Source organism: Brevibacterium ammoniilyticum (genome assembly GCF_038429965.1).
In the GTDB taxonomy this organism is placed as follows: domain Bacteria; phylum Actinomycetota; class Actinomycetes; order Actinomycetales; family Brevibacteriaceae; genus Brevibacterium; species Brevibacterium ammoniilyticum.
In genome coordinates this window covers 1-26,345 of sequence record NZ_BAABNP010000024.1, presented here as the reverse complement: position 1 = coordinate 26,345, position 26,345 = coordinate 1, and the positions used below count along the sequence as shown (strand labels likewise).

26 protein-coding genes and 1 pseudogene are annotated in these 26,345 nt (G+C 66.6%); 12 read left to right on the top strand and 15 right to left on the bottom strand.

Annotation, left to right across the window (positions count from 1 at the left end):
* The 10 genes and pseudogenes from AAHA49_RS17275 to AAHA49_RS17230 all read right to left on the bottom strand — a co-directional run.
* Window positions 1–328, bottom strand: a pseudogene (locus tag AAHA49_RS17275) (serine/arginine repetitive matrix protein 2); the annotation flags it as partial.
* A 243-nt stretch (window positions 329–571) separates the two neighbouring features.
* Window positions 572–1,477 carry a helix-turn-helix transcriptional regulator gene (locus AAHA49_RS17270; RefSeq protein ID WP_342039119.1) on the bottom strand — a complete coding sequence of 302 codons (906 nt, stop codon included), beginning with the start codon at window positions 1,475–1,477 and terminating at the stop codon, window positions 572–574.
* A 16-nt stretch (window positions 1,478–1,493) separates the two neighbouring features.
* Entirely contained in the window at window positions 1,494–1,814 is a 321-nt protein-coding gene (locus AAHA49_RS17265; RefSeq protein ID WP_363735475.1) for a metal-sensitive transcriptional regulator, read from the bottom strand.
* Between the two features lie 106 nt (window positions 1,815–1,920).
* Window positions 1,921–2,493, bottom strand: a complete 573-nt coding sequence (locus tag AAHA49_RS17260; RefSeq protein ID WP_342039117.1) for a YdhK family protein — start codon at window positions 2,491–2,493, stop codon at window positions 1,921–1,923.
* Between the two features lie 43 nt (window positions 2,494–2,536).
* The gene (locus AAHA49_RS17255; RefSeq protein ID WP_342039116.1) at window positions 2,537–4,876 is read right to left on the bottom strand and encodes a heavy metal translocating P-type ATPase; all 2,340 of its coding nucleotides are present in this window, start codon (window positions 4,874–4,876) and stop codon (window positions 2,537–2,539) included.
* Window positions 4,863–5,861 (bottom strand): heavy-metal-associated domain-containing protein, encoded by a 999-nt coding sequence (locus AAHA49_RS17250; RefSeq protein WP_342039115.1) that lies wholly within the window; start codon window positions 5,859–5,861, stop codon window positions 4,863–4,865. Before AAHA49_RS17250 ends, AAHA49_RS17255 begins: the two co-directional genes overlap by 14 nt.
* Window positions 5,861–6,070, bottom strand: a complete 210-nt coding sequence (locus AAHA49_RS17245; protein WP_342039114.1) for a heavy-metal-associated domain-containing protein — start codon at window positions 6,068–6,070, stop codon at window positions 5,861–5,863. The genes AAHA49_RS17250 and AAHA49_RS17245 overlap by 1 nt, the downstream gene beginning before the upstream one ends.
* Before the next feature lie 211 nt (window positions 6,071–6,281).
* Window positions 6,282–6,536: a CDGSH iron-sulfur domain-containing protein gene (locus tag AAHA49_RS17240; RefSeq protein WP_342039113.1), complete on the bottom strand. Its 255-nt coding sequence runs from the start codon at window positions 6,534–6,536 to the stop codon at window positions 6,282–6,284.
* Entirely contained in the window at window positions 6,533–7,804 is a 1,272-nt protein-coding gene (locus tag AAHA49_RS17235) for an NAD(P)/FAD-dependent oxidoreductase (RefSeq protein ID WP_342039112.1), read from the bottom strand. The genes AAHA49_RS17240 and AAHA49_RS17235 overlap by 4 nt, the downstream gene beginning before the upstream one ends.
* A complete protein-coding gene (locus AAHA49_RS17230) occupies window positions 7,801–8,010 on the bottom strand; it encodes a ferredoxin (RefSeq protein WP_342039111.1) in 210 nt (69 codons plus the stop codon). Before AAHA49_RS17230 ends, AAHA49_RS17235 begins: the two co-directional genes overlap by 4 nt.
* A 283-nt stretch (window positions 8,011–8,293) precedes the next feature.
* Here AAHA49_RS17230 and AAHA49_RS17225 point away from each other — a divergent pair, with 283 nt between their 5' ends.
* Window positions 8,294–8,503, top strand: coding sequence for a heavy-metal-associated domain-containing protein (locus AAHA49_RS17225; RefSeq protein WP_342039110.1), 210 nt, complete (start codon window positions 8,294–8,296; stop codon window positions 8,501–8,503).
* 126 nt (window positions 8,504–8,629) lie between these two features.
* Window positions 8,630–9,985, top strand: a complete 1,356-nt coding sequence (locus AAHA49_RS17220) for an MFS transporter (RefSeq protein WP_342039109.1) — start codon at window positions 8,630–8,632, stop codon at window positions 9,983–9,985.
* A gap of 36 nt (window positions 9,986–10,021) precedes the next feature.
* On the opposite strand, the gene AAHA49_RS17215 is transcribed toward AAHA49_RS17220, so the two are convergent.
* Window positions 10,022–10,720, bottom strand: coding sequence for a TetR/AcrR family transcriptional regulator (locus tag AAHA49_RS17215; protein WP_342039108.1), 699 nt, complete (start codon window positions 10,718–10,720; stop codon window positions 10,022–10,024).
* Between the two features lie 181 nt (window positions 10,721–10,901).
* On the opposite strand from AAHA49_RS17215, the gene AAHA49_RS17210 reads away from it, so the two are divergent.
* Both AAHA49_RS17210 and AAHA49_RS17205 read left to right on the top strand, forming a co-directional pair.
* Window positions 10,902–12,443 (top strand): MFS transporter, encoded by a 1,542-nt coding sequence (locus tag AAHA49_RS17210; RefSeq protein WP_342039107.1) that lies wholly within the window; start codon window positions 10,902–10,904, stop codon window positions 12,441–12,443.
* 298 nt (window positions 12,444–12,741) lie between these two features.
* Entirely contained in the window at window positions 12,742–13,068 is a 327-nt protein-coding gene (locus AAHA49_RS17205; protein WP_342039106.1) for a TetR/AcrR family transcriptional regulator, read from the top strand.
* On the opposite strand, the gene AAHA49_RS17200 is transcribed toward AAHA49_RS17205, so the two are convergent.
* A complete protein-coding gene (locus tag AAHA49_RS17200; protein ID WP_342039105.1) occupies window positions 13,053–14,321 on the bottom strand; it encodes an IS256 family transposase in 1,269 nt (422 codons plus the stop codon). The two genes, AAHA49_RS17205 and AAHA49_RS17200, sit on opposite strands and share 16 nt — an antisense overlap.
* A 103-nt stretch (window positions 14,322–14,424) precedes the next feature.
* Between AAHA49_RS17200 and AAHA49_RS17195 the strand changes: the two genes are divergently transcribed.
* The 8 genes from AAHA49_RS17195 to AAHA49_RS17160 all read left to right on the top strand — a co-directional run bounded on the left by AAHA49_RS17195 (window position 14,425) and on the right by AAHA49_RS17160 (window position 23,222).
* Window positions 14,425–14,778 (top strand): hypothetical protein, encoded by a 354-nt coding sequence (locus tag AAHA49_RS17195; RefSeq protein WP_342039104.1) that lies wholly within the window; start codon window positions 14,425–14,427, stop codon window positions 14,776–14,778.
* A 12-nt stretch (window positions 14,779–14,790) separates the two neighbouring features.
* A complete protein-coding gene (locus AAHA49_RS17190) occupies window positions 14,791–17,769 on the top strand; it encodes a thioester reductase domain-containing protein (RefSeq protein WP_342039103.1) in 2,979 nt (992 codons plus the stop codon).
* Entirely contained in the window at window positions 17,766–18,554 is a 789-nt protein-coding gene (locus tag AAHA49_RS17185) for a leucyl/phenylalanyl-tRNA--protein transferase (RefSeq protein ID WP_342039102.1), read from the top strand. The genes AAHA49_RS17190 and AAHA49_RS17185 overlap by 4 nt, the downstream gene beginning before the upstream one ends.
* The gene (locus AAHA49_RS17180) at window positions 18,551–19,345 is read left to right on the top strand and encodes an N-acetyltransferase (protein WP_342039101.1); all 795 of its coding nucleotides are present in this window, start codon (window positions 18,551–18,553) and stop codon (window positions 19,343–19,345) included. The genes AAHA49_RS17185 and AAHA49_RS17180 overlap by 4 nt, the downstream gene beginning before the upstream one ends.
* Window positions 19,342–20,364: a methyltransferase gene (locus tag AAHA49_RS17175; protein ID WP_342039100.1), complete on the top strand. Its 1,023-nt coding sequence runs from the start codon at window positions 19,342–19,344 to the stop codon at window positions 20,362–20,364. Before AAHA49_RS17180 ends, AAHA49_RS17175 begins: the two co-directional genes overlap by 4 nt.
* Window positions 20,361–22,025: an acyl-CoA dehydrogenase family protein gene (locus tag AAHA49_RS17170; RefSeq protein ID WP_342039120.1), complete on the top strand. Its 1,665-nt coding sequence runs from the start codon at window positions 20,361–20,363 to the stop codon at window positions 22,023–22,025. Before AAHA49_RS17175 ends, AAHA49_RS17170 begins: the two co-directional genes overlap by 4 nt.
* An 89-nt stretch (window positions 22,026–22,114) precedes the next feature.
* Window positions 22,115–22,660 (top strand): hypothetical protein, encoded by a 546-nt coding sequence (locus AAHA49_RS17165; RefSeq protein WP_342039099.1) that lies wholly within the window; start codon window positions 22,115–22,117, stop codon window positions 22,658–22,660.
* On the top strand, window positions 22,653–23,222 hold the full coding sequence (locus tag AAHA49_RS17160; RefSeq protein WP_342039098.1) for a hypothetical protein: 570 nt from the start codon (window positions 22,653–22,655) through the stop codon (window positions 23,220–23,222). The genes AAHA49_RS17165 and AAHA49_RS17160 overlap by 8 nt, the downstream gene beginning before the upstream one ends.
* Here AAHA49_RS17160 and AAHA49_RS17155 read toward each other — a convergent pair.
* From AAHA49_RS17155 to AAHA49_RS17145, 3 genes are all read right to left on the bottom strand, one after another.
* Window positions 23,194–23,871 carry a 4'-phosphopantetheinyl transferase family protein gene (locus AAHA49_RS17155; protein ID WP_342039097.1) on the bottom strand — a complete coding sequence of 226 codons (678 nt, stop codon included), beginning with the start codon at window positions 23,869–23,871 and terminating at the stop codon, window positions 23,194–23,196. The genes AAHA49_RS17160 and AAHA49_RS17155 overlap by 29 nt on opposite strands.
* Window positions 23,872–23,925: 54 nt before the next feature.
* Window positions 23,926–25,242 carry an IS256 family transposase gene (locus AAHA49_RS17150; protein WP_342039096.1) on the bottom strand — a complete coding sequence of 439 codons (1,317 nt, stop codon included), beginning with the start codon at window positions 25,240–25,242 and terminating at the stop codon, window positions 23,926–23,928.
* An 83-nt stretch (window positions 25,243–25,325) separates the two neighbouring features.
* On the bottom strand, window positions 25,326–25,517 hold the full coding sequence (locus AAHA49_RS17145) for a hypothetical protein (RefSeq protein ID WP_342039095.1): 192 nt from the start codon (window positions 25,515–25,517) through the stop codon (window positions 25,326–25,328).
* Between the last annotated feature and the right edge of the window lie 828 nt (window positions 25,518–26,345).

Genomic DNA, 26,345 nt, shown 5'->3' with positions numbered 1-26,345 from the left:
AGCGCGCGCCGACTACACCCTTCAGGCCGCGATCGCCGCCTGATCCACAAAGAGATCGTCTACGAAACTTGACACAGCCCAACTGTTTGTACCCGGCGACATAGGTGGGGAACGGCTCGGGCACCCGGCCCTGCTCGAACGCGGCCTGGTGCTGTTCCCAGATCAACAAGACGTTGTTGAACGACCGCGACCGGAACCGGGCAGCGAACCGGAGCGCGTCGGCCCAGTCCTCACCGGTGACCAGCCGTTCCACCGCTCCCGTCAGCTGCTCGTGCAGATTGTCGAGCCTCGCTTCCCGCTCCGCGCGGGAATCCTCCCTCGTCGCCATACTCCGGCCTCCTCCCACGAAGAGACCGGTCCCTACGTGAGACAGGGGATGCTCGGCTCCTCGTATCAGCGAGGTAAGCCAGGCGCATCCAGCGCGTCGCGACGATCAACGAACGTCCGAATCGGTACGTCGGCCATCAGGACAACGCGGAACGCCTGGACGTAGAACCACCGGACTACCCGCTCCGCACCAGCCCTGCCTAGAAGAAGTCTCGGATCATGCGGATCTCACGCTCGAAGACGCTCAGATCGCGTCCAACTGCCGTGGGCGGTGCTCACGGCGGTAGGCGCTCGGCGTGATCCCAATCAGCGAACGGAACATCCGTGCCGCTGACCCGCGATGTGCCCACCCCACCAGGCGCTCAGCTGCCTCGACCGACAGGTCTGTCTCCCGCAACAGCCGGGCCAACTCCTCACAGCGCACCATCGTCTGGTACGCCCGCGGGGTCTTCCCGTACGCGGTGGTGAACATTCGTACCAGCTGCGACGGCGACAGATGCACCATCCCGGACAGCTCCTTCAGAGTCCATGCCCGGGCCATCTCCGAGACCAGTACCTCCGCTACCGTGCGTGCCTCAGCCCGTACCGGGGCGAAGCGGCGTGCGCGTGGCAGTGCCGCCCGCGCATGGGCGGCCACCTGAGTCGACGGAGCCCAGGCGGCATGCGACGTGATCGTGGGAGCGATCAAGGAGACCAGGGAGTACCACAACCCCAGGATCCGGTAGTAGTTGTCCACGAACTGGCCGGACTCGCTCAGCGCGACCAGTTCGTCCAGGGATGCTCCGACCGAGAGGATTGCGGTCTCGTCCAATCTGAGGATGGTCCACGGGCGCGCGCACACCGAAGCGAGGATCCGAGCCGCTTCGAAGCGATCCTTGACCTGCCCCACGTGCTGCCAAAACAACATGTCCGTGGCGTAGTCGGTGTCCAGATACACCGTGGTTGTGCGGATCAGCCCGTCCGGGGCGCTTCCGCACATCGTGTTCGCACCGAGGAAGAGCACATCGCCGGCCCGCACCGCATCGCTCAGATCCCCGGACAAGATCGCGCTGCCGGCCCGGATCACGATAACCTTCACACAGTCATACGCCACCGGAGCGACAGCGCGGCGCAGCGACCGATTTCGCGCGAGCAACGGCTGGAACTCCATCCGAGAGTTGGGCGCTCTACGACTTCACGAGTCGGCTGATCGCGGCAAACGATTCGATGAGCTTTTGATCGACGTCATCGGCACCGTTGTGGATCGCGTCGGTGACGCAGTGTTTGAGGTGGTCGTTGAGAAGCCCGAGCGCGACTCCTTCGAGGGCCGCGGTGATGGCGCTGATCTGGGTGAGGATGTCGATGCAGTAGGCGTCTTGTTCGACCATTCTATGGATCCCGCGCGCCTGCCCCTCGACTCGCTTCATCCTCGCCAGGTAGCGGTTCTTGTCGTTGATGTATCCAAACGATGGTGTCGTCGTCATCGTGGTGTCTTTCTCTGAAAGCATCGGTGCGGGGCGGGTCGCTAAGTCCAGATCGCCCCGCCTCCCTGCTCCTGCGAAGGCACGGTCCAGCAGGGGACGGGGCGATCAGCAGAGGATGACTGCTCTCCCGTTAGGGGGCGGGCTGCATCTCGCTCTCGGTGACCCATTTGTGGTTGGTCATCGTCATGCCGTCGGCTTCGTAGTCGACGACGTAGACGGTCTCGTCGGTGGACGAGGCGATCGTCGCTTCGGCACCGTCCATGCCGTCCATATGGTCGGCGTTCAGGGTCGCTGTCGTGCCGTCTGGAAGCTGCTCGTCCTCGACGCCTTCGAGTTCCTCCTGGACGACCCACTTGTGGTCGGTGACGGGATCGCCACCGCTCGTGGGCGTGTAGTTCACGGAGTAGGTGAAGGTGTCATAGGCGCCTACGATGGTCGCGGTCGCCCCATCCATGCCGTCCATGTGATCGGCGGTAAGGATCACTTCGGTACCGACGGGGTACATCGGATTGCTCGCCTCGGTCATGCCCTCGGGCACGGGACCGCCATCCATCGGGTGCTCCATAGCCCCGTGACCACCGGAGCCGTCTTGGCTTTGGGACGGCGATGGGTCCGCCAGCGGGTCGTCGGAGGCACAGCCGGCCAGTATCACCGTCCCGCCGAGGACGCCTGCGGCGATGAGCGTCGAGATTCGCTTGTTCATACGAAGCTAGTTCCTTCCAAATAGGAGTCGTCGATGCGGAGTTTCAGGCCATCGCCGGTTCACGCTCCGGCGCCGACCGTGTCGGCCCGGGGCTGGTCTCATCGTCGGCGCGGGCCTTGAAGCTGCGCAGCCGCAGGCTGTTGGACACGACGAACACGCTGGACAGGGCCATGGCGGCTCCGGCGAGCATGGGGTTGAGTAGTCCGAACGCGGCCAGCGGGATCGCGGCGCTGTTATAGGCGAAGGCCCAGAACAGGTTCGTCTTGATCGTGCCCAGCGTCTTACGGGAGAGCCGGATGGCGTCGGCGGCGGCGCGGAGGTCTCCGCGGACGAGGGTGATGTCGGCGGCTTCGATGGCCACGTCGGTGCCGGTGCCCATCGCCAAGCCGAGGTCGGCTTGGGCGAGGGCGGGGGCGTCGTTGACGCCGTCGCCGACCATCGCGACGACCTTGCCTTGGTTCTGCAGCTCGGTGACGACGTCGACCTTGTCCTTGGGGAGGACTTCGGCGTACACCTGCTCGATGCCGACGTCGGCTGCGACCTGTTCGGCCACGGTCTGGTTGTCGCCGGTCAGCAGCACGGGGGTGAGCCCCAGCTCTTTGAACTGGGCGATGGCCTGGGCACTGGTGGGCTTGATCCGGTCGGAGACCACGAGTACCCCGCGGGCCTGGCCGTCCCAGCCGACGGCGATGGCGGTTTTCCCCTCGGCTTCCGCGGCCTGCTTCGCCGACCGCAGGTTCTCGTCGAGGTGCTGGGACCAGTCGGCCAGCAGGGACTCGCGTCCGGCGAGCACGGCGTGTCCGTCGATGACGCCTTGGACGCCCTTGCCCTCGATATTCTCGAACGATTCGGGCGTGGGCAGGTCGCCGACTTCGGCGGTGGCGCCGGCGGCGATGGCCTGGGCGATGGGGTGCTCGGAGGCATCCTCCAGGCCGCCAGCCAGCCGCAGCAGCTCGGCCCGGTCCACGTCGCCTGCGGTGTAGACGTCGGTGAGGGTCATTTTGCCGGTGGTGACGGTGCCGGTCTTGTCGAGCACGATGGTGTCGACCTTGCGGGTGGATTCCAGTACCTCGGGGCCCTTGATGAGCACACCCATCTGCGCGCCGCGCCCGGTGCCGACCAGCAGCGCCGTCGGGGTCGCAAGTCCCAAGGCGCAGGGGCAGGCGATGATGAGCACCGCGACCGCGGCGGTGAACCCCGCAGAGAGGGGGAACCCGGCGCCGATCCACGCCCCCAGGGTGGCGACGGAGATCGCGATCGCGATGGGCACGAACACGCCCGAGACCTTGTCGGCGAGGCGCTGCACCTCGGCCTTGCCCGACTGGGCGTCCTCGACGAGCTTGGCCATCTGCGCCAGCTGGGTGTCCGAGCCGACGCGGGTGGCTTTGATGACCAGCCGGCCCCCGGCGTTCACGGTCGCGCCGGTGACGTTGTCACCTTCGGCGACCTCGACGGGCACGGATTCGCCGGTGAGCATGGACGCATCGATCGCAGACGTGCCCGAGGTGATCACCCCGTCGGTGGCGATCTTCTCGCCGGGGCGGACGACGAACTCGTCACCGACGGAGAGCTCATCGATCGGCACACGGGCCTCGACCCCATCGCGCAGGATGGCTACTTCCTTCGCACCGAGCTCGAGGAGTGCGCGCAGGGCGGCGCCGGCGCGGCGCTTGGAGCGCTTCTCGAAGTAGCGGCCGAGCAGGATGAAGGTGATCACCCCGGCGGCGACCTCCAGATAGATCGAGGACAGGCCGTCGGTGCGGGCAATGGTGAACTCGAACGCGTGCGTCATGCCCCGGTCGCCAGCGGTGCCGAAGAACAGCGCCACCAGCGACCACAACAGGGCCGCGGTCGTGCCGACCGAGATGAGGGTGTCCATGGTGGCGGTGCCGTGCTTGAGGTTCATCCACGCGGCCTTGTGGAACGGCCAGCCCGCCCACACCACGACCGGTGCGGCCAGCACGAGGGAGGCGAAGCCCCAGTAGTCGAACTGCAGCGCCGGGACCATCGCCAGCGCGATCACCGGCACCGCGAGCACCGCCGAGACGATCAGCCGGGTGCGCAAGGTGCGCAGTTCGGCATCCTCGGCCGACTCGCCCTCGTCGCTGCCGCCTGTGCCTGTCTGGTTCTTCGGGGCGGGGAGGGCTGCGGTGTAGCCGGTCTTCTCGACCTCGGCGATCAGCAGCTGCGGGTCGAACCCCTCGGGCGCGGTGACGCTGGCCTTCTCGGTCGCGTAGTTCACGCTCGCGGTGATGCCGTCGAGCTTGTTGAGCTTCTTCTCGATCCGGTTCGCGCACGACGCGCACGTCATGCCCCCGATCTGCAGCTCAACGGAACTCGTTTGTGCCGTGCTGCCTGCTGGAGTGGTGTCAGTTGTGCTCATGGCTCTCGTCCTCCTCCTGTGGCTCGGTCTCGTCGTCGCCCGTGCCTGACGGTGCGCCCGATGCGCTGGCGCTGGTGGTGGTGTCGAGCACGAGCGGGGCGCTGTGGACCTGTCCGTCGACCTGGAAGTCGAAGTAGAGCAGGTAGCGGCCCGGGTTCGGGATCGTCGCCTCGAACACCACCTCGGGCCCGGAGGTCTCGCCCGCAGCGGGAGCGTCGCCGTGGGGATGCACGTGCAGGTAGGCCAGATCCCCGTCGCGTAGCGCGACGAGGTGTCCGAAGGCCCCCAGATACGGCTCCAACGTGGTGACCGGCTGCCCGTCGCGCGACACGGACAGCGTCAGCGGTGAGCCCTCACCGGCGACCAGGTCACCGGTCACCGTCACGGTGTACCCGTCGACCTCGGTTTCGGTGACCGGCCCGGTTGCAGGCTGTGCCTGGACATCACCGGAGACGCTCACCGTGGTCGACAGGGTCAGTCCCTCGCCGGTGGCGCCGGGCACGAAGTCCGCGAACACCCGGTAGGAACCGGCCTCGACCCACTCCCAGTCAATGGACCAGGCGCCGTCGGCATCGCGTTCGGGGTGGACGTGCCGGAAGTGCTGGCCGTCGGCGCGCACCACGATCAGGTGCAGCTCCTTCTCATGCTCCAGATCGAAGTCCGTCACCGGTGCCCCCGTGTCGTCGCGGACGACGAGGCTCAGCTCGCCAGCCTCACCGACCCGGTCCGGTGCACTCACATCGGTGAGAGCGAAGCCGCCCTCCGCCCTGGCCAGGCCGAGCGAGGACGCCCCGCCGCCTGAGTGATCCATGCCTTCCATATCGCCTTCTCCTTGAGTGTCGTCGTTCATGCCCGCATGGTTCGCAGGCGTGGTCCAGCCCTCCACGACGGACGGGGGCACGACCGCGTTCGCGGTCACCGCCGCGGTGCCGAACACCGCGGCCAGGCCCAGCCCGAACAGGCTCAGCTTCAGCGGGGCGCGCATCAGGTCCGCACCGCCTCGTACCCGGCCTCGTCGACCGCAGCCAGCACGGCCGCATCGTCGATGGGACCCTCGGCGGTCACGGCCAGACGCCCGTCGGCGGCGCTGACCTCGATACCGGTGACCCCGGCGATCTGCTCCACCTCCGAACGGATCGCGACCTCGCAGTGCCCGCAGCTCATCCCGGTGACGGCGTAGGTGTTCGTGTTCATCGTTCTTGTCCTCTCCGAACAGGTTGCGATACCCCCTAGGGGTATCAATGGTTGGTGGTGCTGGAATATTCCGTCGCGCCTTTCGCCGCGGAGCCGAGGCGCCTATGCAGGGCGTGCTGGAGTGCCGCGGTGGCGCATCCGAGCAGGCAGTGCAGCCCCGTCCGCACGACCGACGACCCGCTCGCGTGGGCGAGTGCGGTGCGGAGGCGACTCATGTGGTCTCCTGGTCGCTGGCGCGTCCGTGGGCGGTGAAACCTGCGCGTTTGTGGCTGCCGTCGCAGAACGGTTTGGTGGCCGAGTGCCCGCAGCGACACAGGAACGCGGTGCGACCGGGGAACTCGTAGGCGTCACCGTTATGGTCTACGACCTGGAAGGAGCCCTTGACCTGCAGGGGGCCGTCATCGACGGTCTTGATCGTCGCCTGCGGCTGCTGAATCTGCTCGGGTTCTGGGGTGCTGGTGGTCATGCGTCCTCCTGCATGGTTGCGACGGCGCGCGGGCCGCCGGAATGGGTGCTGGTCTGGTGCGGGTTCTCACGCTGCGTGGCCGTGGCGATGGCGCGGCGGTAGCGGGCCAAGCTTCGAGTCGTCCCGACTCCGGCCGCCCCTACTGTCTGTCCTTCGCGGGTGTAGGCGATGAGGAAGCGGCCCTCGCTAGGGTGGCCCTCGACGACGGCGGCGTGATCGGCCAGGTGAGGCAGGCCGACGGCGAGGATCTTCTGGTCGTACTGATCGGACCAGAACGAGGGCACCGCGGCATCCCGCTTCGCAGGAGCGCTCCCGGTGAGATCTGCCAGCAGCGTTGCGGCGGCGGTCTTCGCGTGCTCGGTCGCGTTCGACCAGTGTTCGACGCGGATGGACTCGGTGGGGAACAGGTGGTGCGGGGAGCGCGCCACGTCTCCTGCGGCGACGATTCCAGGCGATGGAGCCCCGGTCCGGTCGAGGGCGCGCAGGTGGGGATCAGTGTGGATGCCGTCGTCTGTGAGGACTTCCGTGTCGTCGAGCCATTCGGTGTTGGGGATGGCGCCGATGGCGGCGACCACGAGGTCGGCCTCGATCGACTCCCCGCCGGTCAGTCTCACCTGATATCCGTCAGCGGTATCAGCGACCTCGTGCGCGGCCTGACCGTCTCGGACATCGACACCGTGTTGGCGGTGTAGGTCGGTCACAAAGCGGCCCATCGCCGGCCCCAGGGCGCGTGCCAGCGGGTGGGATTCGCGAGCGACGAGAACAACCTGCCAGCCGAGTTCGCGGGCCGAGGCGGCGATCTCGGTGCCGATGAAACCGCCGCCGATGACCACCAGGCGTCCGGTATGCCCATGCAGTGCGGCCCGGAGTCGCCGGGCGTCATGAATCGAGCGGATCGTCGGCACCCGTACGAGGCCCGGTAGAGGCCGGGCACGCAGCCCGGTGGCGATGACGAGCCCGTCGAAACCACACCACGCACCGCCCCCCAAACGCAGGGCCCGCTCTCGCACCGACAGCCCCGTCACCTCGGTCGTGAGGCGGCGGTCGGCATCCAGTTCGGCCGCACCCGGCAGGCGTATGTCGGCCTCGGAGCGGGTGCCGGTGAGGAAGCCCTTGCTCAGCGGCGGCCGGTCGTGATCGCACTCGGGGTCCCGGTCGATCACCGTCAACCGGCCGTCGAATCCGGCATCCCGAAGGGCGGCGACCGTGCGGGTCCCGGCCAGACCACCACCGACCACCACCACGTGCTGCCCGGTTCTTGGTCTCACGACGCTCCTCCAATGGGGTCATCGCGAAGGGCCAAGGCCTGGACGGGGCAACTGCTCACCGCGTCTTCGACATCGGCGCGCAACGACTCATCCACATACGAGGCGACGCGGAGCACCCCGTCATCGTCGAGGTCGAAAACCTCTGGAGCGCTGAGCACGCACAGGCCATTGGACTCGCACCGCTGACGATCTACCTCCACTCGCACGGCAGCTCCTTCCACTCACCAACACAACTGCATCATCGATGTACGACTTGACTCATACCCTACAGGGGTATACCTTGTTGTCAAGTGGAAGTCGTGCACGAAGGTACAGGTTGACGTGGAAGCGGCGGCGTGACGGGCATGACGAGCCCCACCCTCGTGGGGGTCACCCACGACGCCGGGCGCCACCGTGACGGAGGCGCCCGGCCCCGCCCGCGCGGTGGGACATCCCCTGCGGGCGCCCGCCCGCAGGAAGTGAGTAACAGTGAGACGAGGAGTCGTATCCATGAGCACGAGCACGTACACCGTTGAGGGCATGACCTGTGGCGGCTGCGCCGGAAAGGTCACCAGCAAGGTCGAGCAGATTCCCGGCGTCACCGACGTCGATGTCGATCTGGCCACCGGTGGCATCACCCTGAGCGCGGACACCCCGGTCAGTGACGACGCCGTGAAGACGGCTGTCGAACAGGCAGGCTACAAGCTCGCCGCTTCCTGACCCGCGCTCTTGCGCCCCGGCCCGCGACCACCCCCTCTGCGCGGCCGGGGCGCGGCACGTCACCAGACCGCAGAGGGGACTGGTGGCCGAAGACGAGCACGATCACAAAGTTCGGAAGGCACTCTCATGAAACTCTTCGCGATCCGCGACTACCGGCACCTGTTCGGCGCGCAGATCATCGCCCTGTTCGGCACGGGACTTGCGACCGTGGCACTCGGTCTGCTCGCCTACGAGCTCGCCGGCCCCAGCGCCGGCGCGGTGCTGGCGACCGCGTTGACGATCAAGATGGTCATGTATGTCGTCATCGCCCCCATCGCCGGGGCCTACGCCGATCGGCTGCCGAGGCGAGCCTTCCTCACTCTGCTCGATCTCGTCCGCGCTGGGGTGGTGCTGGTGCTGCCGTTCGTCACCGAGGTGTGGCAGATCTATGTGCTCGTCGGAGTCCTCCAGGCCGCGTCTGCCGCGTTCACCCCGACGTTCCAGGCCGTCATCCCAGACATCGTCACCGAGGAAACCCAGTACACCCGGGCCCTGTCGGCCTCGCAGGTCGCCTCGACGATGGAGAGCCTGCTCAGCCCCGTACTCGCGGCCCTGGCGCTGGCGTTCATGACCTTCAACTGGCTCTTCGTCGGCACCTCCATCGGGTTCGTCATCTCCGCCGTACTGGTGCTGTCTACCCGAATCCCGAACGCGACCGCGAGCGGGCAGACCCGAGTCTGGGACCGGATCTCGTCGGGCATTCGCACCTTCGGTGCCACGTCCCGGCTACGTGGGGTGCTCGCGTTGAACTTGGTGGTCGCCTCGGCCGGGTCGATCGTGGTCGTCAACACCGTGAATTACGTCCGTGACACCCTCGGCGGCACCGAATCCGATGTCGCGTGGATGCTCGCCGCGTCCGGCGGGGGTACCCTGCTGGCCGCCCTGATCCTGCCGAAAGTGCTCGACCGTGTCGCCGACCGGCCGGTAATGCTCACCGGTGCCACCGTGCTCGTCATCGGAGTACTCGCGGCCATCACCATGATCCTGCTCGGCATCGTCTCCTGGGCGGTGACCGCACCGATCTGGGTGCTGATCGGTGCGGGCATGGCACTGATCATCACACCCACCGGTCGCGTCATCCGCTCCTCGGTCGACACCCCGGCCCTGCCGGCAGCATTCGCCGCACAGTTCTCCCTCTCCCACCTGGCCTGGCTGATCACGTACCCGATCGCCGGATGGGTCGGCGCCACGGCCGGACTCGGACCCGCCTGGATCACCCTCGGCGCTCTTGCCCTGTTCGGGGCGATCGCCGCACCGCTGCTCTGGCGACGCGAACCGACCCCAGCGGCCGACGCGACTGCCCCGGCCGAACAGCACGTCGACGCAGACACCGATCACACTGGTGTCCTGCAGCCCGTCGGAGCACCATCGCCCGGCGCGAGCGACGCAGCGGCGGAGGGAACCCTCATTGCTGGGCAGTGCTCCTGTGTCCGCCCAGTCTAAGCGGGACTGACGTTCGCCGCCACCGCCTGGTCTGGTTCAGGCAGTGGCGGCGAATGCCTGTGCCAGCGTGGCGTTGATGTAGCGGGGAGCGTCGGCAGGTCGGAGCCTACCGGCCGTCGATTCTGCGGCGGCGGCGTTCATCGCCGCGTGAGTGACCGCGAGCAGCCAGTCCACCGGCAGGTCACCGCGGAACACATCTTCGGCCTGTCCGCGTTCCAGCAGGCCGCGCATGCGGGCTTCGGCCTTTTCGTGCATCTGCCGGATCCGGTGCGCCGGGACCTCTTTCTGTGCGACCACGAGCAGGCCGCTGACCTGGTCGAGCAGTGACCAGCTCGACTCGATCAGCCGGGCCAAGGCTGCGGCTGGGTCGCCGTCGAGGTCCACGGTCGACAGGACTGCTTCGGCACGCTCGAGGCCGTCGACGAGCGCCGCATCCAGGAGCTCGGCGCGACTCTTGAAGTGCCCGTACAGAGTCATTCGGCCGATGCCGGCCTCGACGGCGATATCAGCGATCGACGCGTCCGGGTTCTTCCGCAGCGCGATCGGGGTCGCCGCGAGAATTGCCGCGCGATTGCGCAGTGCGTCCGCACGCTGATTCACGGCCCGCTCCGCAGCCGGCTTCGACGCATTCTTCTCGCGCTTGCGAGCGCCAGGCTCGCCCGCCGTCGTGGCGCTCGATGCTCCGCCTTGCTGGGCGGCATCGGCCCCGTCCCCGGCGGTGTTCTGCTTCGGCATCGCTGACTCTCCTTCACCCCACGACAGATCCCAACTTATCTCGTACGGGAATGAATGAGATAGTAGCATGGTTACAACTCGTACTCGCATGCACGAGTTAAGCCGGGCGAGGTTCCACACCCGCCCACGAGCCCAAGGAGGGAACGATCATGAAGACCACACGCGCCCCAGGGGGTGCATCATGACCGAGCACCAGCAACCAGCCGTAAAGACCGGCGCGAAGCAGTGGTGGGGGCTCGCGGTCCTCGTGCTGCCCTCGACGCTGCTGTTCATGATGCTGACGATCCTGTTCCTCGCGGCCCCCTCGATGGCGGCGGACCTCGGACCCACGAGCACGCAGATGCTGTGGATCCTCGACATCTACGGGTTCGTGATGGCCGGGTTCCTCGTCGCGATGGGCGTCCTCGGCGACCGGGTCGGCAAGCGTCTGCTCATGGTCATCGGCGCGATCCTGTTCGGAGCCTTCTCGATCGTCGCCGCACTCACCACTGATCCGGGCATGATGATCGCCTGGCGGGCGCTGCTGGGACTGTCCGCGGCGATGATGGTGCCCTCCACGCTCGGGCTGATCTTCGTGATGTTCGCCGATGCGAAGGCTCGCGGCGTCGCGATCGGGGTATGGGCCGGCGGCATCTCCGCGGGCGTCGCACTCGGCCCGCTGCTCAGCGGCGTCCTCTTGGAGGGCTTCGGCTGGCAGGCGACGTTCCTCGTCGCCGTCCCGGTCATGGTGATCGTCGCGATCGGCGCTCCGCTGCTCCTGCCCGAGCACAAGGACAAGGCCGCGAAGATCGACCTCTTCAGCGCCCTGCTGCTGGTCGCCTCGCTGCTCGCGATCATCTACGGCATCAAGCGCTTCGCGACCCAGGAGCCCGCACTGCCCTCGGTCGGGCTGCTCGTTGCCGGAGCCCTGGTCGGGCTGTGGTTCATCATCCGCCAGCTCCGCGCGACCCAGCCGCTGCTCGATGTGCGGCTGTTCGCGAACAAGACGGTCAGCGCCGCGCTGATCGTGTTCATGCTCGCCGCCGCCGCCCTGGGCGGGGTGTACTCCCTGTTCACCCAGTACCTGCAGTCCGTGCAGGGACTCTCGCCCCTGCAGGCCGGGTTCGCGATCCTGCCCGCCGCGGCCGTGTTGATCGTGGTCTCCACCCTCGCACCGATCTTCGCCCGCAAGTTCCGCCCCGGGAACGTGATCGCGATCGGCCTGGCCACCCAGGTCATCGGCTACGTGCTGTTCACCCAGCTCGACGAGGGCACCGGTCTCGCCCTGGTGATCGCGAGCTTCGCGCTCACCTACCCCGGCGTCGCACCCGCCATGGCGCTCACCACCGACCTCGTCGTCGGATCCGTGCCCCCGGAGAAGGCCGGCGGGGCCTCAGGCCTCGCGACCACGGCGAACGACCTGGGCATCTCCCTCGGTGTCGCGATCATCGGCAGCATCGGGATCGTCGCCTACCGTTCCCAGATCACCGCGCTCCTGCCCGATGGGCTGCCCGCCGCGGCCGAAACGGCAGCGACCACCAGCGTCGACGGGGCCCTCGTGGTCGCGGAAACCTTGCCCGGTGACCTCGGAACCGCGCTCACCACCGCCGCGCAACAGGCGTTCAGCAGCGGCCTCAATACCGCCGCGATCGTCTCCGCCGCGATCGCGGCGCTCACCGCGATCATCGCCGCCACCCGGCTCCGCCACATCCGACCCACCGGCGAGGAGACGCCGGGGGCGTAAACCGGGCCACCAGCGCGGGCGTGATCCTTCACAGTTCACGCCCGCGCACGGCGGTCCGACCAACCCTGGACCAGGCGCCCGAGCCTGTCCACGGGCATGACAATCCCGTTGATCGCGGGGCGGAACGCCATGGAGAGCGCTGTGCACGCTTCCAGCGCCGCGGAGGGGGCCTTCGAGGCGGCGCCAGCGAGCGGACCGCGGCTCGCATGTATCCGTTGAGCGCTATCTCGTGCACAAGTGTCCAACTTCTGTGGTACGGTAAGTCAAACATCATTGTTTGACTACTGGAGGTGGATGCATGCGCGATGCCCGAGCGCCTCGACGAACGGATGCGGTGCGAAACGCTGAACGCATCGTTGAAGCGGCGGTGCTCCAGCTCCGTCAGCGTCCGGACGCAACGATGACGAGCATCGCCCGTGCTGCTGGGGTGGGGCGGGTGACGTTGTACGGGCACTTCGCGTCACGCCGTGATCTTGTCGATGCGGCGATCGTCCGTGAGCTGGCGGATGCGCAGCATGCGCTGGACGAGATGATCGGCTTCGACGACGCGGAGTGGGGTCAAGTCCCGTGGTGTGGTGTCATTCCGTTGCTTCCTGGGGTGGGTGGTGGTCAGGCGGTGAGGTAGAGCTCGGGGCGTGCGGGCTCGGCGGTCTCGTGGAGGGTGTGGACGAGTTTGCGCATGGAGATGTCGGAGAAGTAGCGGCGTTCGCCGTAGGACCATTCCTCGTGCTGTTCTTGGAGGACGGCGCCGATGAGGCGGGTGACGCTGTCGCGGTCGGGGAAGATCTGGACGACGTCGGCGCGGCGTTTGATCTCCCGGTTGAGGCGCTCGATGGGATTGTTTGACCAGACTTTCTGCCAGTGCTCGCGGGGTAGCGCCGCGAACCCGGTGAGGTCCGGTTCGGCGGCCTCGAGCATGGCGGCGATCTCGGGGAATGAGCCGCGGAGGCTGTCGGTGACGGCCTGGTATTGGGCGGTGACGGCTTCGGTGGTGGTCTGCGCGAAGATCGTCGAGATCAGCGCGTTGACCGGCTTGGAGCGGGCGGAGCCAATCTTCTGGGTGACGTTGCGGGCGAAATGGACCCGGCATCTCTGCCATCCCGCGCCAGGCAGGATCGCCTTGACCGCGGCTTTCAGGCCGGCGTGCGCGTCGGAGGTGACCAGGATTGCGCCGAGCGGGTCGGCATCGGTCGCGACCTTCAGTCCGCGCTCGCGCAGCGAGCGGAGGAACTCGGTCCAGAAGTCCGTCGTCTCCGCGTCGCCCAGCGCCATTCCGAGGATCTCCCGCCGGCCTTCGCCGCTGACACCGGTCGCGACGACGAGGGCCTGCGAGACGACCCGGCCGCGATGGCGGACGTCGAGGTAGGTGGCGTCGAGGAACAGGTAAGGGAACCAGGTGTGATCGATCCGCCGGTGCAAAAACTCGTGGACCGCTTCGTCGATCTCGCCGCAGATCCGCGACACCGTCGAGCGGGAGATGCCGGTGTCGTTGCCCAACGCGCGGACCAGATGCTCGACCTTGCGGGTGGACACCCCGTCGATCCAGGCCTGGCAGATCACCGCGTAGAGCGCCTTATCGACCCGCCGCCGCGGGTGCAGCAGCGAGGGGAAGAACGACCCCTCCCGCAGCTTCGGGAGCTGAAGGTCCACCTCCCCGGCCGGGGTGGCGAGCGTCTTCGGGCGGGTGCCGTTGCGGCGGGTCGTCCGCTCCGGGGAACGCTCGTAACGGGCGGCGCCGATCTTCGCCGTTGCTTCCGCGTCGACGAGGTCTTGCAGCCCGGCCTGCAGCATCCGGCGGAACACGTCCTGATGCGCGAGCTCGGGATCGGCGAGGACTTCGCCGATCAGCGTCGAAAGGGCAGACTGGTACTGGGTCATCGTGGGATCTCTGCTTTGCTTCTTGCCGGAAACAACTGGTCATCCCACGGTGGCCCTTCAACGTCTACGACGACGAGAACCCCGCAGGAAATGACACCACCCTATGGGACTCACCCCGGAGTGGGCGCTGAGCCAGGTGCTTGAACGGAGCTGGCTGCTCATGGATCAGTCGCGAGCACTGGTGACGGCGGCCCGTGAGGAACTGCCGCCGGATCGGTTGTGGGAACTGCACCAGGTGCCGGCGGCGCGGGTGATGAAGCTGATCCGGCGAGGCCAGGACGAAGGCGCCTTCCGCACGGATTTACCGATGTGGTGGCTCATCGCGGTTATCCATCAGGTCTTCCACGCCGCTCCCGCTGACTTCACGCTCGGCCACCGCACGGACCCGTCCCGGATGCCCAAGCTCATGACCGAATCCGTGCTCGCCATGCTGCGGGCGCCCAGACCCTCACGGTAAGGAGTTGCCTGAATGCAGCGACCGACGACCACGTACATCCTCGATCAGATCGCGCTTCATGCGCAGGAGCAGCCAGATGCCACGGCGATCGAGCATGGCTCCAGGCGGGTGACCTATGGCGAGCTTCCTTCGCTGATCCATCGGGAAGCTTCAGTCCTGCGCGAGTTCGGGTTCCCGGCTGGCTCTCCGGTCATGGTGGCGCTCCCCAGGGGTCCGGAGCAGGTGGTGACCATGCTCGCACTCTGGTCGGCAGGTCTCGCGTTCCTCCCGGTTGATCCGAGCGACCCGGCCGCGCGATTGGCCGAGATCCACAACGCCACCGGTGCGGTGGCCACGATCCTAGCGTCGGAAGACCCCGCGGCCGGCGCGGGTGCGACGCGACTGGATGTTCACGACTCCGCTGCGAGGTCTTCGGGCGGTCTGGCTGCGTCCGCCTATGTGATCTTCACGTCTGGCTCGACAGGAACGCCGAAGGGCGTCGTCGCCTCGCACGAAGCGTTCGTCAGTCTGATCGCGCTTTTGGTCGAGAGATACGCGATCACTCCGGCAGACCGGGTGTTGCAGTTCGCGGCTCCCACCTTCGATACCGCGCTCGAGCAGATCGGCGTCACACTCGCGGCAGGTGCCGCCTTGATCCAGCCGGACTCGCTTTGGGCGCCTTCCGAGTTCGCGAACTTGCTCGTTCGCCACCGAGTCAGCGTCATGGATCTCACGCCGAGCTACTGGCGTGCGGTGGCGGCCTTCGAGTCGGCGAGCCTCCCGCACGACACCGATCAGGTGCGGCTGGTGATCCTCGGCGGCGCCGCCGTCTCGAACCAGGATCTGCTCAGCGTGCATGACCGTTACGGGCAGGCCCGGATCATCAACGCCTACGGGCTGAGCGAGACCGGCATCACGTCCTGCTTGTCGGAGCCCGATATGACGACGCTTTCCCCCGAGGGCCCCGCCGCAGTCGGGAAAGCGGTGCCAGGCGCGGTAGTCGCGATCCTTGACGAGAACCACGTGCCGATTCCAAGCGGAATGACCGGCAACGTCGCGATCGGCGGTCGCCTCGCGATCGGTTCGTTGACCGACAACGGCCAACTCGCCACGTTGGACACTACCCAGTTCGCTGGCCAACCGGTCTATCTCACCGGCGACACCGGGCACTTGAACGCGGAAGATGCTCTGGTGGTCGACGGCCGCGCGGATCGGCAACTCAAGGTCCGCGGCTTCCGCATCAGCCCCGATGAGGTCGAGGACGTGCTCAGGCGCAGCCACGCCATCAGCGATGTCGCAGTGATCGCGGACACCACCTCGCTGCAGTTGCACGCCTTCTACACCGTCACCCCCGGGCACGCGGACCCGGGCAGCGACGCCCTCGTCGCGACGGCGAAACAGGCCCTCCCCGCCTACAGCGTCCCCCATCGTGCGGTCGTCCTCGACGCGCTCCCACAGACCACCCACGGAAAGACCGACTACCGCGCCCTCGCGGCGTTCCTTACGTCGAACAGCGCCGACGCGGCCACTCCCTACGAGCTTCGCTCATCTATCGAACGGGCGATCGCCGGAGTGTGGACAGAGGTTCTCGGCATCAGCACCGAGCAACTGGGCGCGTCGTTCTTCGATGTCGGCGGTACGTCGATCACAGCGGCCGAGCTTGTTGCCCGTACCCGGTCCAGTCTCGGCATCCATGTCCGTTTCGTGCGCGGCCTTATCGAACGTCTCCTGACCACGCCCACGTTCCCCGCATACTGCGCCGCCGTCGAGGAGGCCCGTGCAGGCGTACTCCAAGCCGAAGAGATGCCACGCGAAGCCATGACCGCGGACCTCCGCCGACCCGCCACTCCCACACTGCAGCCGCTCGCGGAGTCGGAGTTGACCTCGTCGTCGGTGATCTTGCTCACCGGGGCCACCGGGTTCCTTGGTGCTCATCTACTCCCGCGTCTGCTCGCGCACACTCCCGCGCGTGTGGCGTGCCTGGTGCGTGCCGACACGGAGGATGCGGCCCGCGAGCGACTCCGTGGCGCGTGGAAAAAGTACGACTCAGCCCCTGACGTGCCCGACGACGCTTTTGACCGCATCGAGATCGTGCTCGGAGATCTTGGACTGCCGTCGCTCGGGATGTCCGCTTCAGAATTCGATGCTTTGGCGGCGCGCACGAGCATGGTGTTCCACTCTGGCGGGCTGGTGAACTTCATCTATCCGTACGCCGAGATGAAGCACGCGAACGTCGACGGGACGTACGAGCTGCTGCGGCTGGCGGCATATCGGGGCGCAGCGTTCCACCACGTCTCAACCATGGCCGTCATCGCCGGTCATGGTGCGGTCGAGGATCGATTCGTTCGCGAGGACGACCCTCTCGATCACCTCGATCAGTTGGGGGTCGGCTATGTCGAGAGCAAGTGGATGGCCGAGCATCACGTACGCAAGGCCGCAGATGCGGGGCTCCCCGTCGCTATCTATCGAGCCGCTGATATCTCAGGGCACTCCCTCCGGGGCACCTGGAACACCACGACCGAGATGTGCTGCATGAAGCGGTTCATTCGTGACATCGCAGCGATCCCGGTCGCAGAACTCCCCATGGACTACACCCCTGTCGACGTGTTCGCCGACGCGATGGTGCACATCGCCACGACTCAGCCGGCGAACGGACGCGTTTTCCATCTCACCAACCCCCACAAATCTCACATCTCCGTCCTCCGCGACCGTTTGCACGCACGCGGCCACGAGGTCGGCGAGCTCGCCTGGCCCGACTGGGTGGCGCAGATGATCGACCTGGCCGTGGCCAATCCGCAGCACCCGATGACACCGTTCGCGCCCCTATTCATCGATCGCTCCCCGAACGGGAAGATGAGTGTGGCCGAGATGTACCTTGAGGACACGTACCCGGAGTTCAGTCGAACCAACGTCGAGGACGCTCTGGACGGGACCGACATCACCTTCCCCCAGGTCGACGGGCCCCTCATCGACCGCTATCTCGATTTCCTCGAGCGGGCGGAGTTCTTGTGAGCCTCCCATGGCACTATCTCGCCCGCGGACCGCTTCCCGACGAGGGCCCCGTTGCGTTCGATAGCGACCTCTCCGCGGAAAACGTCCATGCTGCCGCGCTTGCCGGGTTCTACTGTTTCCCCACATCCTCGTACGAGCAGGCACTGCTCAACGACATCCGCTACGGCGCCGACGTCGAGTCGGGCGTTCGGTGGGTCGACCACGAGGACCCTGACCCGTACGCGGTGGCCTGGCTGAACCCGGATCCCCGGCCGATCATCGATCTGAAAGAGCGCCGAGTCGGCCGCAGCATGCGCCGACTCGCTCGCCGGCGAACCGACTGGCGCACCACCATCGACCGGGCGTTCAACGACGTCGTCGCCAAATGCGCCCAGCATCACACGGGCGTCCAAGGCACGACCTGGATCACGGCCCCGCTGCGTGAGGCACTTCGTGACCTTCACCGGATCGGGATCGCTCACAGCTGCGAGGTCTGGGACGGCGACCAGCTCATCGGCGGCGCGTTCGGTTTACAACTGGGCGCTGCCTTCACCGCCGACTCGCAGTTCACTGGCATCGACGGGGCCGGGAAACTCGCCGTCACCGACCTCATGATCCGGTTTGCGCAGGGCGGCGGGATGCTCTTCGACCTTCAACATGACACCGCACATGCCCGATCCCTAGGAGCAATACCCATGCAGCGACCGCGCTATCTCGACGCCCTCCCACGCCTGACCACTGGCGATGCTGTGATCCACACCGAGCGCCGCTCCGCCGGACACATCGCGGAGCTGGTATCCGTATGAGCGTCGGAAACGACGAGGTCCAGGCTTTCTCGCTCGCACAGCGCCCCGACCTCACCGAAGCATTCGTCTCCCTGGATGTCGATTGGCCCGCATTCATCGAGTCGTCCCCGTTGCTGGTGTACTGGGGGCTCGACGTGCATCACCGGTACCAGTTCATCCTCCTCGATCGGGACACCCCCGTGGCGCGTGCAGCGGCCCTCCCCATCCACTGGAACGGCGACCCCTACACCTTGCCTGTTCGAGGCTGGGACGGCATCGTCGAACAGTCCTTGACCGATACCCACCGCGGAGCGACACTCAACACGTTGTGCGCCCTGGAAGTCGGCGTCAGCAACGAGCACGCCGGGCGAGGCCTCTCTCGCGTCGCACTTACCGCATTGCGCGACGAAGCGACCCGCATGGGCTTCGAGCACCTGATTGTGCCGGTGCGCCCCACCGGCAAGGCCGACTACCCGGATGAGCCCATCCACGTCTATGTCACCCGGCGGCGCGACGACGGCCTCTTCGCCGACAACTGGCTACGCGTCCACGAGCATCTCGGTGCCCGGATGATCGGCCTCTGCCCGACCGCTATGACCATCTCGGCACCGATCTACCGGTGGCGGCAGTGGACCGATCTCCCCTTCGACCGCTCCGGGACCGTCGCCGTTCCCGGCGCCATCGCTCCGGTGATGGTCAACCACCACCTCGACTTCGCCGTCTACGTCGAACCCAACGTCTGGATGGAACACACCTTGACCAATTTCTCTCGCCCTTCGTCTTCCCACCCCTCTGGAGGAAACGCACAATGACCGAGCTCGAAGATCGCGACACCGTCATCCGCCTGATCGGCGGCTACATGGTCTCCAACGCCATCCGCGCTGCGGGATCTCTCGGCTTGTTCGCCCTCGCCGACATCGACGGCGGCGTCTCCGTCGACGACGCCGCTCGCGCGGCCGGAATCGACACCGACCGCCTCACGCGGTTGATCCATCTCCTCCAACACGCCGGACTTGTTGGTCCGAGCGAAGACCGCATCAATCTCACATCACAGGGCCGGCTCCTGGTTCCTGGTCGCGAGGGGTCGCTATCCAACTTCGCCCAGAACTTCACCAGCCCGTTGTTCCAACGGCCCTGGGACCTCTTGGAGGACTCGCTGCGCACCGGGACCCCCGGTTTCGTGCTCACCCACCAGCAGACCGTCTACGACTACTTCGCCAGCGACGACGCAGCGAACACCCTGTTCAACGACGCCATGCAGGAAGAAGCTGCCGCGACGGCCCGACCGGCGGCCATGCTGATCTCGTTGGCTCCCGACGAGACGGTCGTCGACCTCGGCGGTGGGGACGGCACCTTTCTCACGACGCTGCTCCAAGCGAACTCGTCCGCCACCGGCATCGTCTTCGACAGCTCCGCCGGAGTCGCCAACGCCCCTCACGTCATCGAACGGGCAGGTGTCGCTGACCGCTGCACCAGCCAGGGTGGTGATTTCTTCACCACGATCCCGCGTACCGGTACCACCTACATCCTCAAAAGTGTCCTGCAGGACTGGGACGATGACCATGTCCTTCAACTGTTGCGCACCTGCGCCGAGCAGATCCCCGAAGGCGCACGGCTGATCATCATCGGCAACTTCATCCCGGACACCTTCGAGGACGACGCCGCGGTCGGATACCTCACCGACCTATGCATGCTGGTCATCAGCGGCGGCCGAGAACGCACCATCGCAGACCTACGCCGGCTGCTCGGCGCGGCCGGCCTGCCCACAACGTCCCTATCGCAACGTCGCATTGGTCCGCTCATCGCTGTCGAACTCACCAACGCCGCATGAGCATGCCGACTCGCCTCTTCGACCCCGATTCCGCCCTCGACCGGCTCCTGGCGGGACACCGGCCAACTCCTGAGCTCCCGCCAGGAGCACGCCCTCGGCTCAGCGCAGCAGAAACAGCGTTCCTCGACACGCTTCGGGCCTGGTGCGCGGACGATGCACTCGCTGCGCACGTCGAGGCATCAGCGCAGCTCCCCGACCGCCTCCTCGTCGAACTCGACGAGCTCGGAGCCTTCCGCATCACGATCCCCCGACAGTACGGCGGCCTCGGATTCTCTGATGCGTGTCTGCTCGGCGCGCTGGGCGTACTCTCCGCGGCCCACTCGACGCTGTGCGAGGTCGTCGCCGCCCATCAAGTCGTCGGGGCCGTGCGTCCGCTCGTGATGTTCGGCACCGAGGAGCAGCGCTCCCGTTACCTGCCCCAGCTGCTCCACTCGGCGTCCGCATTCGCATTGAACGAGGCTGGTCTCGGCTACGGTATCGGCCCGTTGAGCACTACGGCCTGGTTCGACGCCGACAATGATTGCTACCGAGTCTCCGGGACGAAGACCTGGATCACGAATGCGACCATTGCCAGTCATGCCGTCGTGCTGGTCGATCTGGCCCACACACCCACCTCAGCAGGAGGCATCACAGCCCTGTTGATCAGTTCCGATGACGCCGGCGTGGTCCGTGGCCCCCACAGCAGTTTCGCGGGCCTCCGCGGCCTGCCCAACGGACAACTCCACTTCGACGACGCTCGCATCCCCGCCGACCGCGCCATCGGCAGTACCGGAGAAGGCATCGACGTTGTCCTTGCCTGTCTCGCCGCATGCCGGGCGGCCCTGCCCGTAGCCTGCCTGGCTACAGTCACCACCTGCTTGGAGAACGCGTCAGCGTGGGCGCGTGAGGAACGCCAAACCACCCGCAACCTCTCCACGAATCCGCAGATTCAAGCTCACCTCGCAGACCTTACGACCACCGCCCTCATCGCGAACGCCGTCACCTGGTTCGCTCTTGAGCCGAGTTGCTCCACCCTCGATGCTGAGGCCGCGAAGGTCATCGTCAGCGAGCTGGCCGCACACGCCACAGACGTCGTCCTCCAAGTCGTCGGCGGGCGAGGATATGAAACCGCGGCCTCGGCACTTCTTCGCTCCGAACCTCCCAGCCACATCGAACGGATCTGGCGCGACACGAGAATCACCCGCATCTTCGACAGCTCCACCGAGATGCTGAAAGATCTCATTGCTCAACCGGTCGCTGACGCCCCGAAACTCCAGCACCTCGCGCCGTCCGCCGTGTCGGCGGACGCGACACCACCCACCCCTGCAGTCTCCGAACCCTGGATTGCCGAATTGAGCGCATCTCTGCACGAAAGTCTCGCCAGTGGCCCCGAAGACTTGCAACGACGTGCCGTCGCCGTCGACTGCGCCCTGGCGCTCTACGCCGCGCACTGCCTCGACCACTACCGCAGTCACCTCGGAGAAGATGTTGCCCCTACCACCGCCGCGTGGAACGTCGCCCTCGACGAGTTGTGCACCCAGGCTGAGGTCCATCTTCGCCGTTTAGACGACGCACCCAGCCGCGTCGCCCGCGCCGACCTCGCCGCTGAACTCACCTCTGGCGCTATTAACCGCACGGTGGCATTCACGCTGCCCCTGGCCGAGATCGGAGCCACCAAGTGACCAACACGATTCCTAGCGCTGAGCTCTCCGATAACCCGCTCGCCGCTGCCCTCAGCTCGGGCAGAGTCGCCACTGAAGACCTCGGCCCGTTGGCCTGGCATCTCAACGAACTCGTCGCCGCCAATGCTGCGTCGGCGGCGCTGATGGCACAACGCCACCACGGCTCCACAATGTCCGCCTTCTACACAGTGAGCGCGGCGGCGGAACAGGAAGCGCACCAGCTGCTCTCGCCGTTGATCCAGGCCTACCCTCCGCCAAGGGATAACGAGACGTCGCTCGACCCCCTCGCGTTGGCCTATCCCGGCCAGATCGCTCGGATCGCCGTCACCGGCACACCGTGGGACTACCCGGTGTGCTTCCTGCACCTGTGCCGTCCCTCAACCCGCAACTACCGGCAGCTCCACCAGGCGATGAGCAACACCAGCGCGTTCGACGATCGGCAACTCGAGCACTTCGAGTTCTTCGGTCACCTCGATGAGGAGGAGATCACCGCCGTCCAGGGACTCATCGCAGATACCCCGAACACCGTGCTCACGCGAGCACGCGAACTCGCCCGGCAACTGGCGACCTGCGAACAACTCTTCTGGGAACGCATGGTCCTGCTCTGCACGCCGCGCGGAGCCTCCGGTGTCTGATTCCGTCTTCGGTCCCACGCGCCACCCCGACCTGGTTCACCGAGCCGTCGAGATCATCTGTCGCGCCGGCTATCTCACCCTGGCGACCGCTGACTCCGCCGGTCGCCCCTGGGCGGCGCAGCTGCAGTATGCCTGGTTCACCTCGCCGCTCAGCCTGGTCTTCGGGTCACATGTCGAGGCCCGCCATTCGGTCGATATCGCAGCGAGTGGCCGTGCCGCCGCCGCTGCGTCGCTCCTACCCGGGGTGCGGGGTGGTCCTGACGGTCTCCAAGTTGCCGGGCCCTGCACAGCGCTGGGCGGAGCAGCGCTGGAGCTGCACGCTGCGGCCTTCTACCGGCAGATGTACGCCGATCCGGGCGAGGCCCGCGACCACGCGCTCTCTCCGGAGCAGCTCAGCGGCGACGCGCCTCTCCGGCTGTACGAGCTGAGGGTCGAGGAGCTTTGGATCCTCGACCTGGACCGTTGGGCCAAGGAACAGGTCTCGGCACGCGTTCAGGTCGAGTCCGCAGCGGTCGAGCAAGCACTCAGCGACCTCAACGCCACGGAACATGCACCGCGGTGAACACAAACCCACCGCCCTCTCGCCATTTCCCTACGAGGTCCTGACCACTCACGAGATTGCCTGCAGCGGGTGGGGAGCTGTCGAACCGTGCAGTGAATGTCCCGGTCTCCGGGTGGATGCGCACCGAGCAGCTGGTGTAGCCGATCCAAACCCTCGTCAACGGGAACCAGGCCTTGAAGATGGCCTCCTTGGCGCAGAACAACACGCGACCCCACGGAACAGTCGGGTCCATGTCGGACAACTCCCGCACCATCGTCCTATCGTCGTCGGTGGCGATCACGTCCAGCACCCCAGGCGGAAGCGCGCGTGCTGGTTCGACATCGATACCCAAGGCTCGAAAGTCGGACTCCCGGGCCACCGCGGCGGCACGGAGGTCCGCGCAGTGGGTCAAACTGCCCACGACGCCATCGGGCCAGATCGGTTCGCGATGCTCACCCGTTGGGATTTCTACTGGAGGCAAGCCGAGATCCTGCAGCGCAACCCTCGCACATTCTCGCGTCGTTCGATACTCCGCTTGACGCCCCATAGTCGCATCGGCAACGGCCGCTTCCTCTCGGGGCCACAACCGCGACGGCTCCAACTCGCTGGTAACGAGCACCGCACGGACCGGCTCGGGCATCAGATTCACGAACCCTGACGGTGCAGCCATCCCGTGCATGCGCCGTTCAGGGGTCTGTCAGAAAGTTTGTGTTTGCTTCATCGGCTACTGAAGACCTAGGCGGTCGCCGTAGGTCAGGGACAAGACGTTCAGGACGCTCTTCCAGCTGTTGATGCGTCCTGAGGGGTTGGGTCGGTTCTTCTCTCGGTGTCGGGCTGCCAGGTAGAGAACCTTGAGTGCCGACTGTTCGTCGGGGAAGTGGCCCCGGCGTCTGGTCGCGGCACGGAATCTGGCGTTGAGCGACTCGATCGCGTTGGTGGTGTAAACGATCTTGCGGACCTCGACCGGGAACGCCAAGAACGGCGTGAACTCCGGCCAGGACCGGCGCCACATCTCGATCATCGCGGGATAGGTCGGCTCCCACTGCTCGGCGAAGTTCTCGAACGCCGCCTCGGCCGCCTCGACGGTCGGGGCGGTGTAGATCGCCCGTAGTTGCTTGGTGATGGCCGACCAGTACTTCTTCGAGGCGTAACGAAGGGTGTTGCGGACCAGATGCACTACGCAGGTCTGCACCGAGGCTTGCGGCCACGTCGCCGTGATCGCGTCCGGGAGCCCCTTGAGGCCGTCGCAGCACACGATGCATGCGTCGAGGATTCCACGGTTCTTCAGTTCGGTCAGCATGTTGAGCCACTGCTTTGCTCCTTCACCGCCGGTGGGACCGACCCACATCCCGAGGATGTCGCGTTCGCCGTCGAGGTTGATCCCCATGGCGACGTAGACCGGCCGATTGCCCACCGTGGCCGCACCCGAGGCGGACCCGGCGTTGGCGCGGACCTTGAGCACGATCGCGTCGATGAGGATCACCGGGTAGACCGGGTCCAACGGGCGGGCCTGCCACTGGCGCATGTCGAGCAGGACCTGGTCGGTGACCTTGCTGACCAGGTCGCGAGAGATCTCGGTGTCGTAGACCTCTTCGAGGTGCGCGGCGATGTCGCCGGTGGTCATGCCCTTGGCGTAGAGGCTGATCACTGCCTCGTCGAAGCCGGCCAGCCGTCGCTGGTGCTTGGCCACGATCTGGGGCTCGAAGGTCCCCATCCGGTCCCGGGGGACGTCGATGGTGACCTCGCCGACCTCGGTACGCACCGTCTTCGGGCTGGTCCCGTTGCGCAGGTTCGCGCCACCGACCAGGGACCGGCCCACCGGGTCGCGCTTCTCGTAGCCCAGATGCTGGGCCATCTCGACTTCGAGCGCGGCCTGCAGCACCTGCCGGGTCAACGCCGTCAGCAGACCACCCTCCCCGGTCAGCTGGACGCCACGGTGGGCAGCAGACGCAACCAGCTCCTCAGCCAGCCGCGACATGTCAGAGGGATCAGAGCCGTCGCGAACCGGGACAAGCTCGCCAAACGATGAGTTCTCCGTCATGGACGTGATGTTCCTTCCGCCCACGGCCACAGCCGCGGACCTCACGCCGACTCAGAAACACAAAGTTCCTGACAGACCCCCGTTCAGTCCGAGACCATTGAGGTGGAGAGGATCAGCCGGTAGGAATCGGTGTGGTCGTCGCCGTCATCCACGATCTGCTCGATGGAGATGGGGTTGCGAACATGGTCAGCGGCCTCGCGCGGGGTCAGGGGGCTTGCATCTCGCCAATCACCCGCATCCTGATCCGCGATGCCGACCGCGGTGTGAAAGCCCATCTCTGTTCGCCTCCTTAGCCAACGCGACGAGAACCCGTGCAGCCTCGTACATCACCGTAGCGTCGAGCGCTGAGAGCCCTCTGGAGGGCATAACAACGCCCGCCTTGAAAGCGTGCCTCAAGCAATTCCCAACGCTGAGCATCGCGACGGTTGCTAGAACACGATCTGCAAGGCGTCGAGCGCGACGACCGCCTGGAGTGGTAAGACTCCGTTGCCGAGCGCGGTGTTCTGCTGGTTCAGAGTGAGCCCGTGAGCGGGGTCAGTGACCCAGCCTGTAGGGAGGCCCATGAGCCATTCCACGAACTCCGGTGCAGGGCGTGGTCCCGTGTCGTCGTTCAGGAGTGCGGGGGAGGGGGCGTTTCGTGCGGTGATGTGTTCCCAGCGGGCGATGGCGTCGGCGTATCGTCCCCACCGTCGAAGATGGTCTCGATCAGGGTGAACAAGGTCTCCGGCGCGTTCCTGTTGGCCGGTGAGCCATCCGGCCCGTGTAGGGCGTAGTCGATGATCTGGTGCGACAGTGCGACTGTCCCTCGACGTGCTCGCACCGTCTCCAGAGTCTCGCCGCCGCGGGACGAATCCGACGCGAGCGGAGTCCGGAACAGCGCCGGTGGGGTGTGCTGTGATGAAGACGCGGAAGCGATGGTGGGGGGCGCCGGCCAGTGCTGCCGGTAGGCCGACCCATCGAGCATCCATCCCGAGGTCGGCCAGATCGCCGAGAACGGCGCTTATGCGGAAGTTCGCATAAGCGCCGTTATACGGAGCGGGTGGTTATGTCTACCGGCCTGGGTGGGCGAGCCGCTCGGTGAGTCCGTAGCGGACGGTGGGTCA

Coding starts and splice junctions, on each gene's coding strand:
- AAHA49_RS17270 (WP_342039119.1), bottom strand. CDS start 1,477: ATGGAGTTCCAGCCGTTGCTCGCGCGAAATCGGTCGCTGCGCCGCGCT.
- AAHA49_RS17265 (WP_363735475.1), bottom strand. CDS start 1,814: ATGCTTTCAGAGAAAGACACCACGATGACGACGACACCATCGTTTGGA.
- AAHA49_RS17260 (WP_342039117.1), bottom strand. CDS start 2,493: ATGAACAAGCGAATCTCGACGCTCATCGCCGCAGGCGTCCTCGGCGGG.
- AAHA49_RS17255 (WP_342039116.1), bottom strand. CDS start 4,876: ATGAGCACAACTGACACCACTCCAGCAGGCAGCACGGCACAAACGAGT.
- AAHA49_RS17250 (WP_342039115.1), bottom strand. CDS start 5,861: ATGCGCGCCCCGCTGAAGCTGAGCCTGTTCGGGCTGGGCCTGGCCGCG.
- AAHA49_RS17245 (WP_342039114.1), bottom strand. CDS start 6,070: ATGAACACGAACACCTACGCCGTCACCGGGATGAGCTGCGGGCACTGC.
- AAHA49_RS17240 (WP_342039113.1), bottom strand. CDS start 6,536: ATGACCACCAGCACCCCAGAACCCGAGCAGATTCAGCAGCCGCAGGCG.
- AAHA49_RS17225 (WP_342039110.1), top strand. CDS start 8,294: ATGAGCACGAGCACGTACACCGTTGAGGGCATGACCTGTGGCGGCTGC.
- AAHA49_RS17220 (WP_342039109.1), top strand. CDS start 8,630: ATGAAACTCTTCGCGATCCGCGACTACCGGCACCTGTTCGGCGCGCAG.
- AAHA49_RS17215 (WP_342039108.1), bottom strand. CDS start 10,720: ATGCCGAAGCAGAACACCGCCGGGGACGGGGCCGATGCCGCCCAGCAA.
- AAHA49_RS17210 (WP_342039107.1), top strand. CDS start 10,902: ATGACCGAGCACCAGCAACCAGCCGTAAAGACCGGCGCGAAGCAGTGG.
- AAHA49_RS17205 (WP_342039106.1), top strand. CDS start 12,742: ATGCGCGATGCCCGAGCGCCTCGACGAACGGATGCGGTGCGAAACGCT.
- AAHA49_RS17200 (WP_342039105.1), bottom strand. CDS start 14,321: ATGACCCAGTACCAGTCTGCCCTTTCGACGCTGATCGGCGAAGTCCTC.
- AAHA49_RS17195 (WP_342039104.1), top strand. CDS start 14,425: ATGGGACTCACCCCGGAGTGGGCGCTGAGCCAGGTGCTTGAACGGAGC.
- AAHA49_RS17190 (WP_342039103.1), top strand. CDS start 14,791: ATGCAGCGACCGACGACCACGTACATCCTCGATCAGATCGCGCTTCAT.
- AAHA49_RS17180 (WP_342039101.1), top strand. CDS start 18,551: ATGAGCGTCGGAAACGACGAGGTCCAGGCTTTCTCGCTCGCACAGCGC.
- AAHA49_RS17175 (WP_342039100.1), top strand. CDS start 19,342: ATGACCGAGCTCGAAGATCGCGACACCGTCATCCGCCTGATCGGCGGC.
- AAHA49_RS17170 (WP_342039120.1), top strand. CDS start 20,361: ATGAGCATGCCGACTCGCCTCTTCGACCCCGATTCCGCCCTCGACCGG.
- AAHA49_RS17155 (WP_342039097.1), bottom strand. CDS start 23,871: ATGGCTGCACCGTCAGGGTTCGTGAATCTGATGCCCGAGCCGGTCCGT.
- AAHA49_RS17150 (WP_342039096.1), bottom strand. CDS start 25,242: ATGACGGAGAACTCATCGTTTGGCGAGCTTGTCCCGGTTCGCGACGGC.
- AAHA49_RS17145 (WP_342039095.1), bottom strand. CDS start 25,517: ATGGGCTTTCACACCGCGGTCGGCATCGCGGATCAGGATGCGGGTGAT.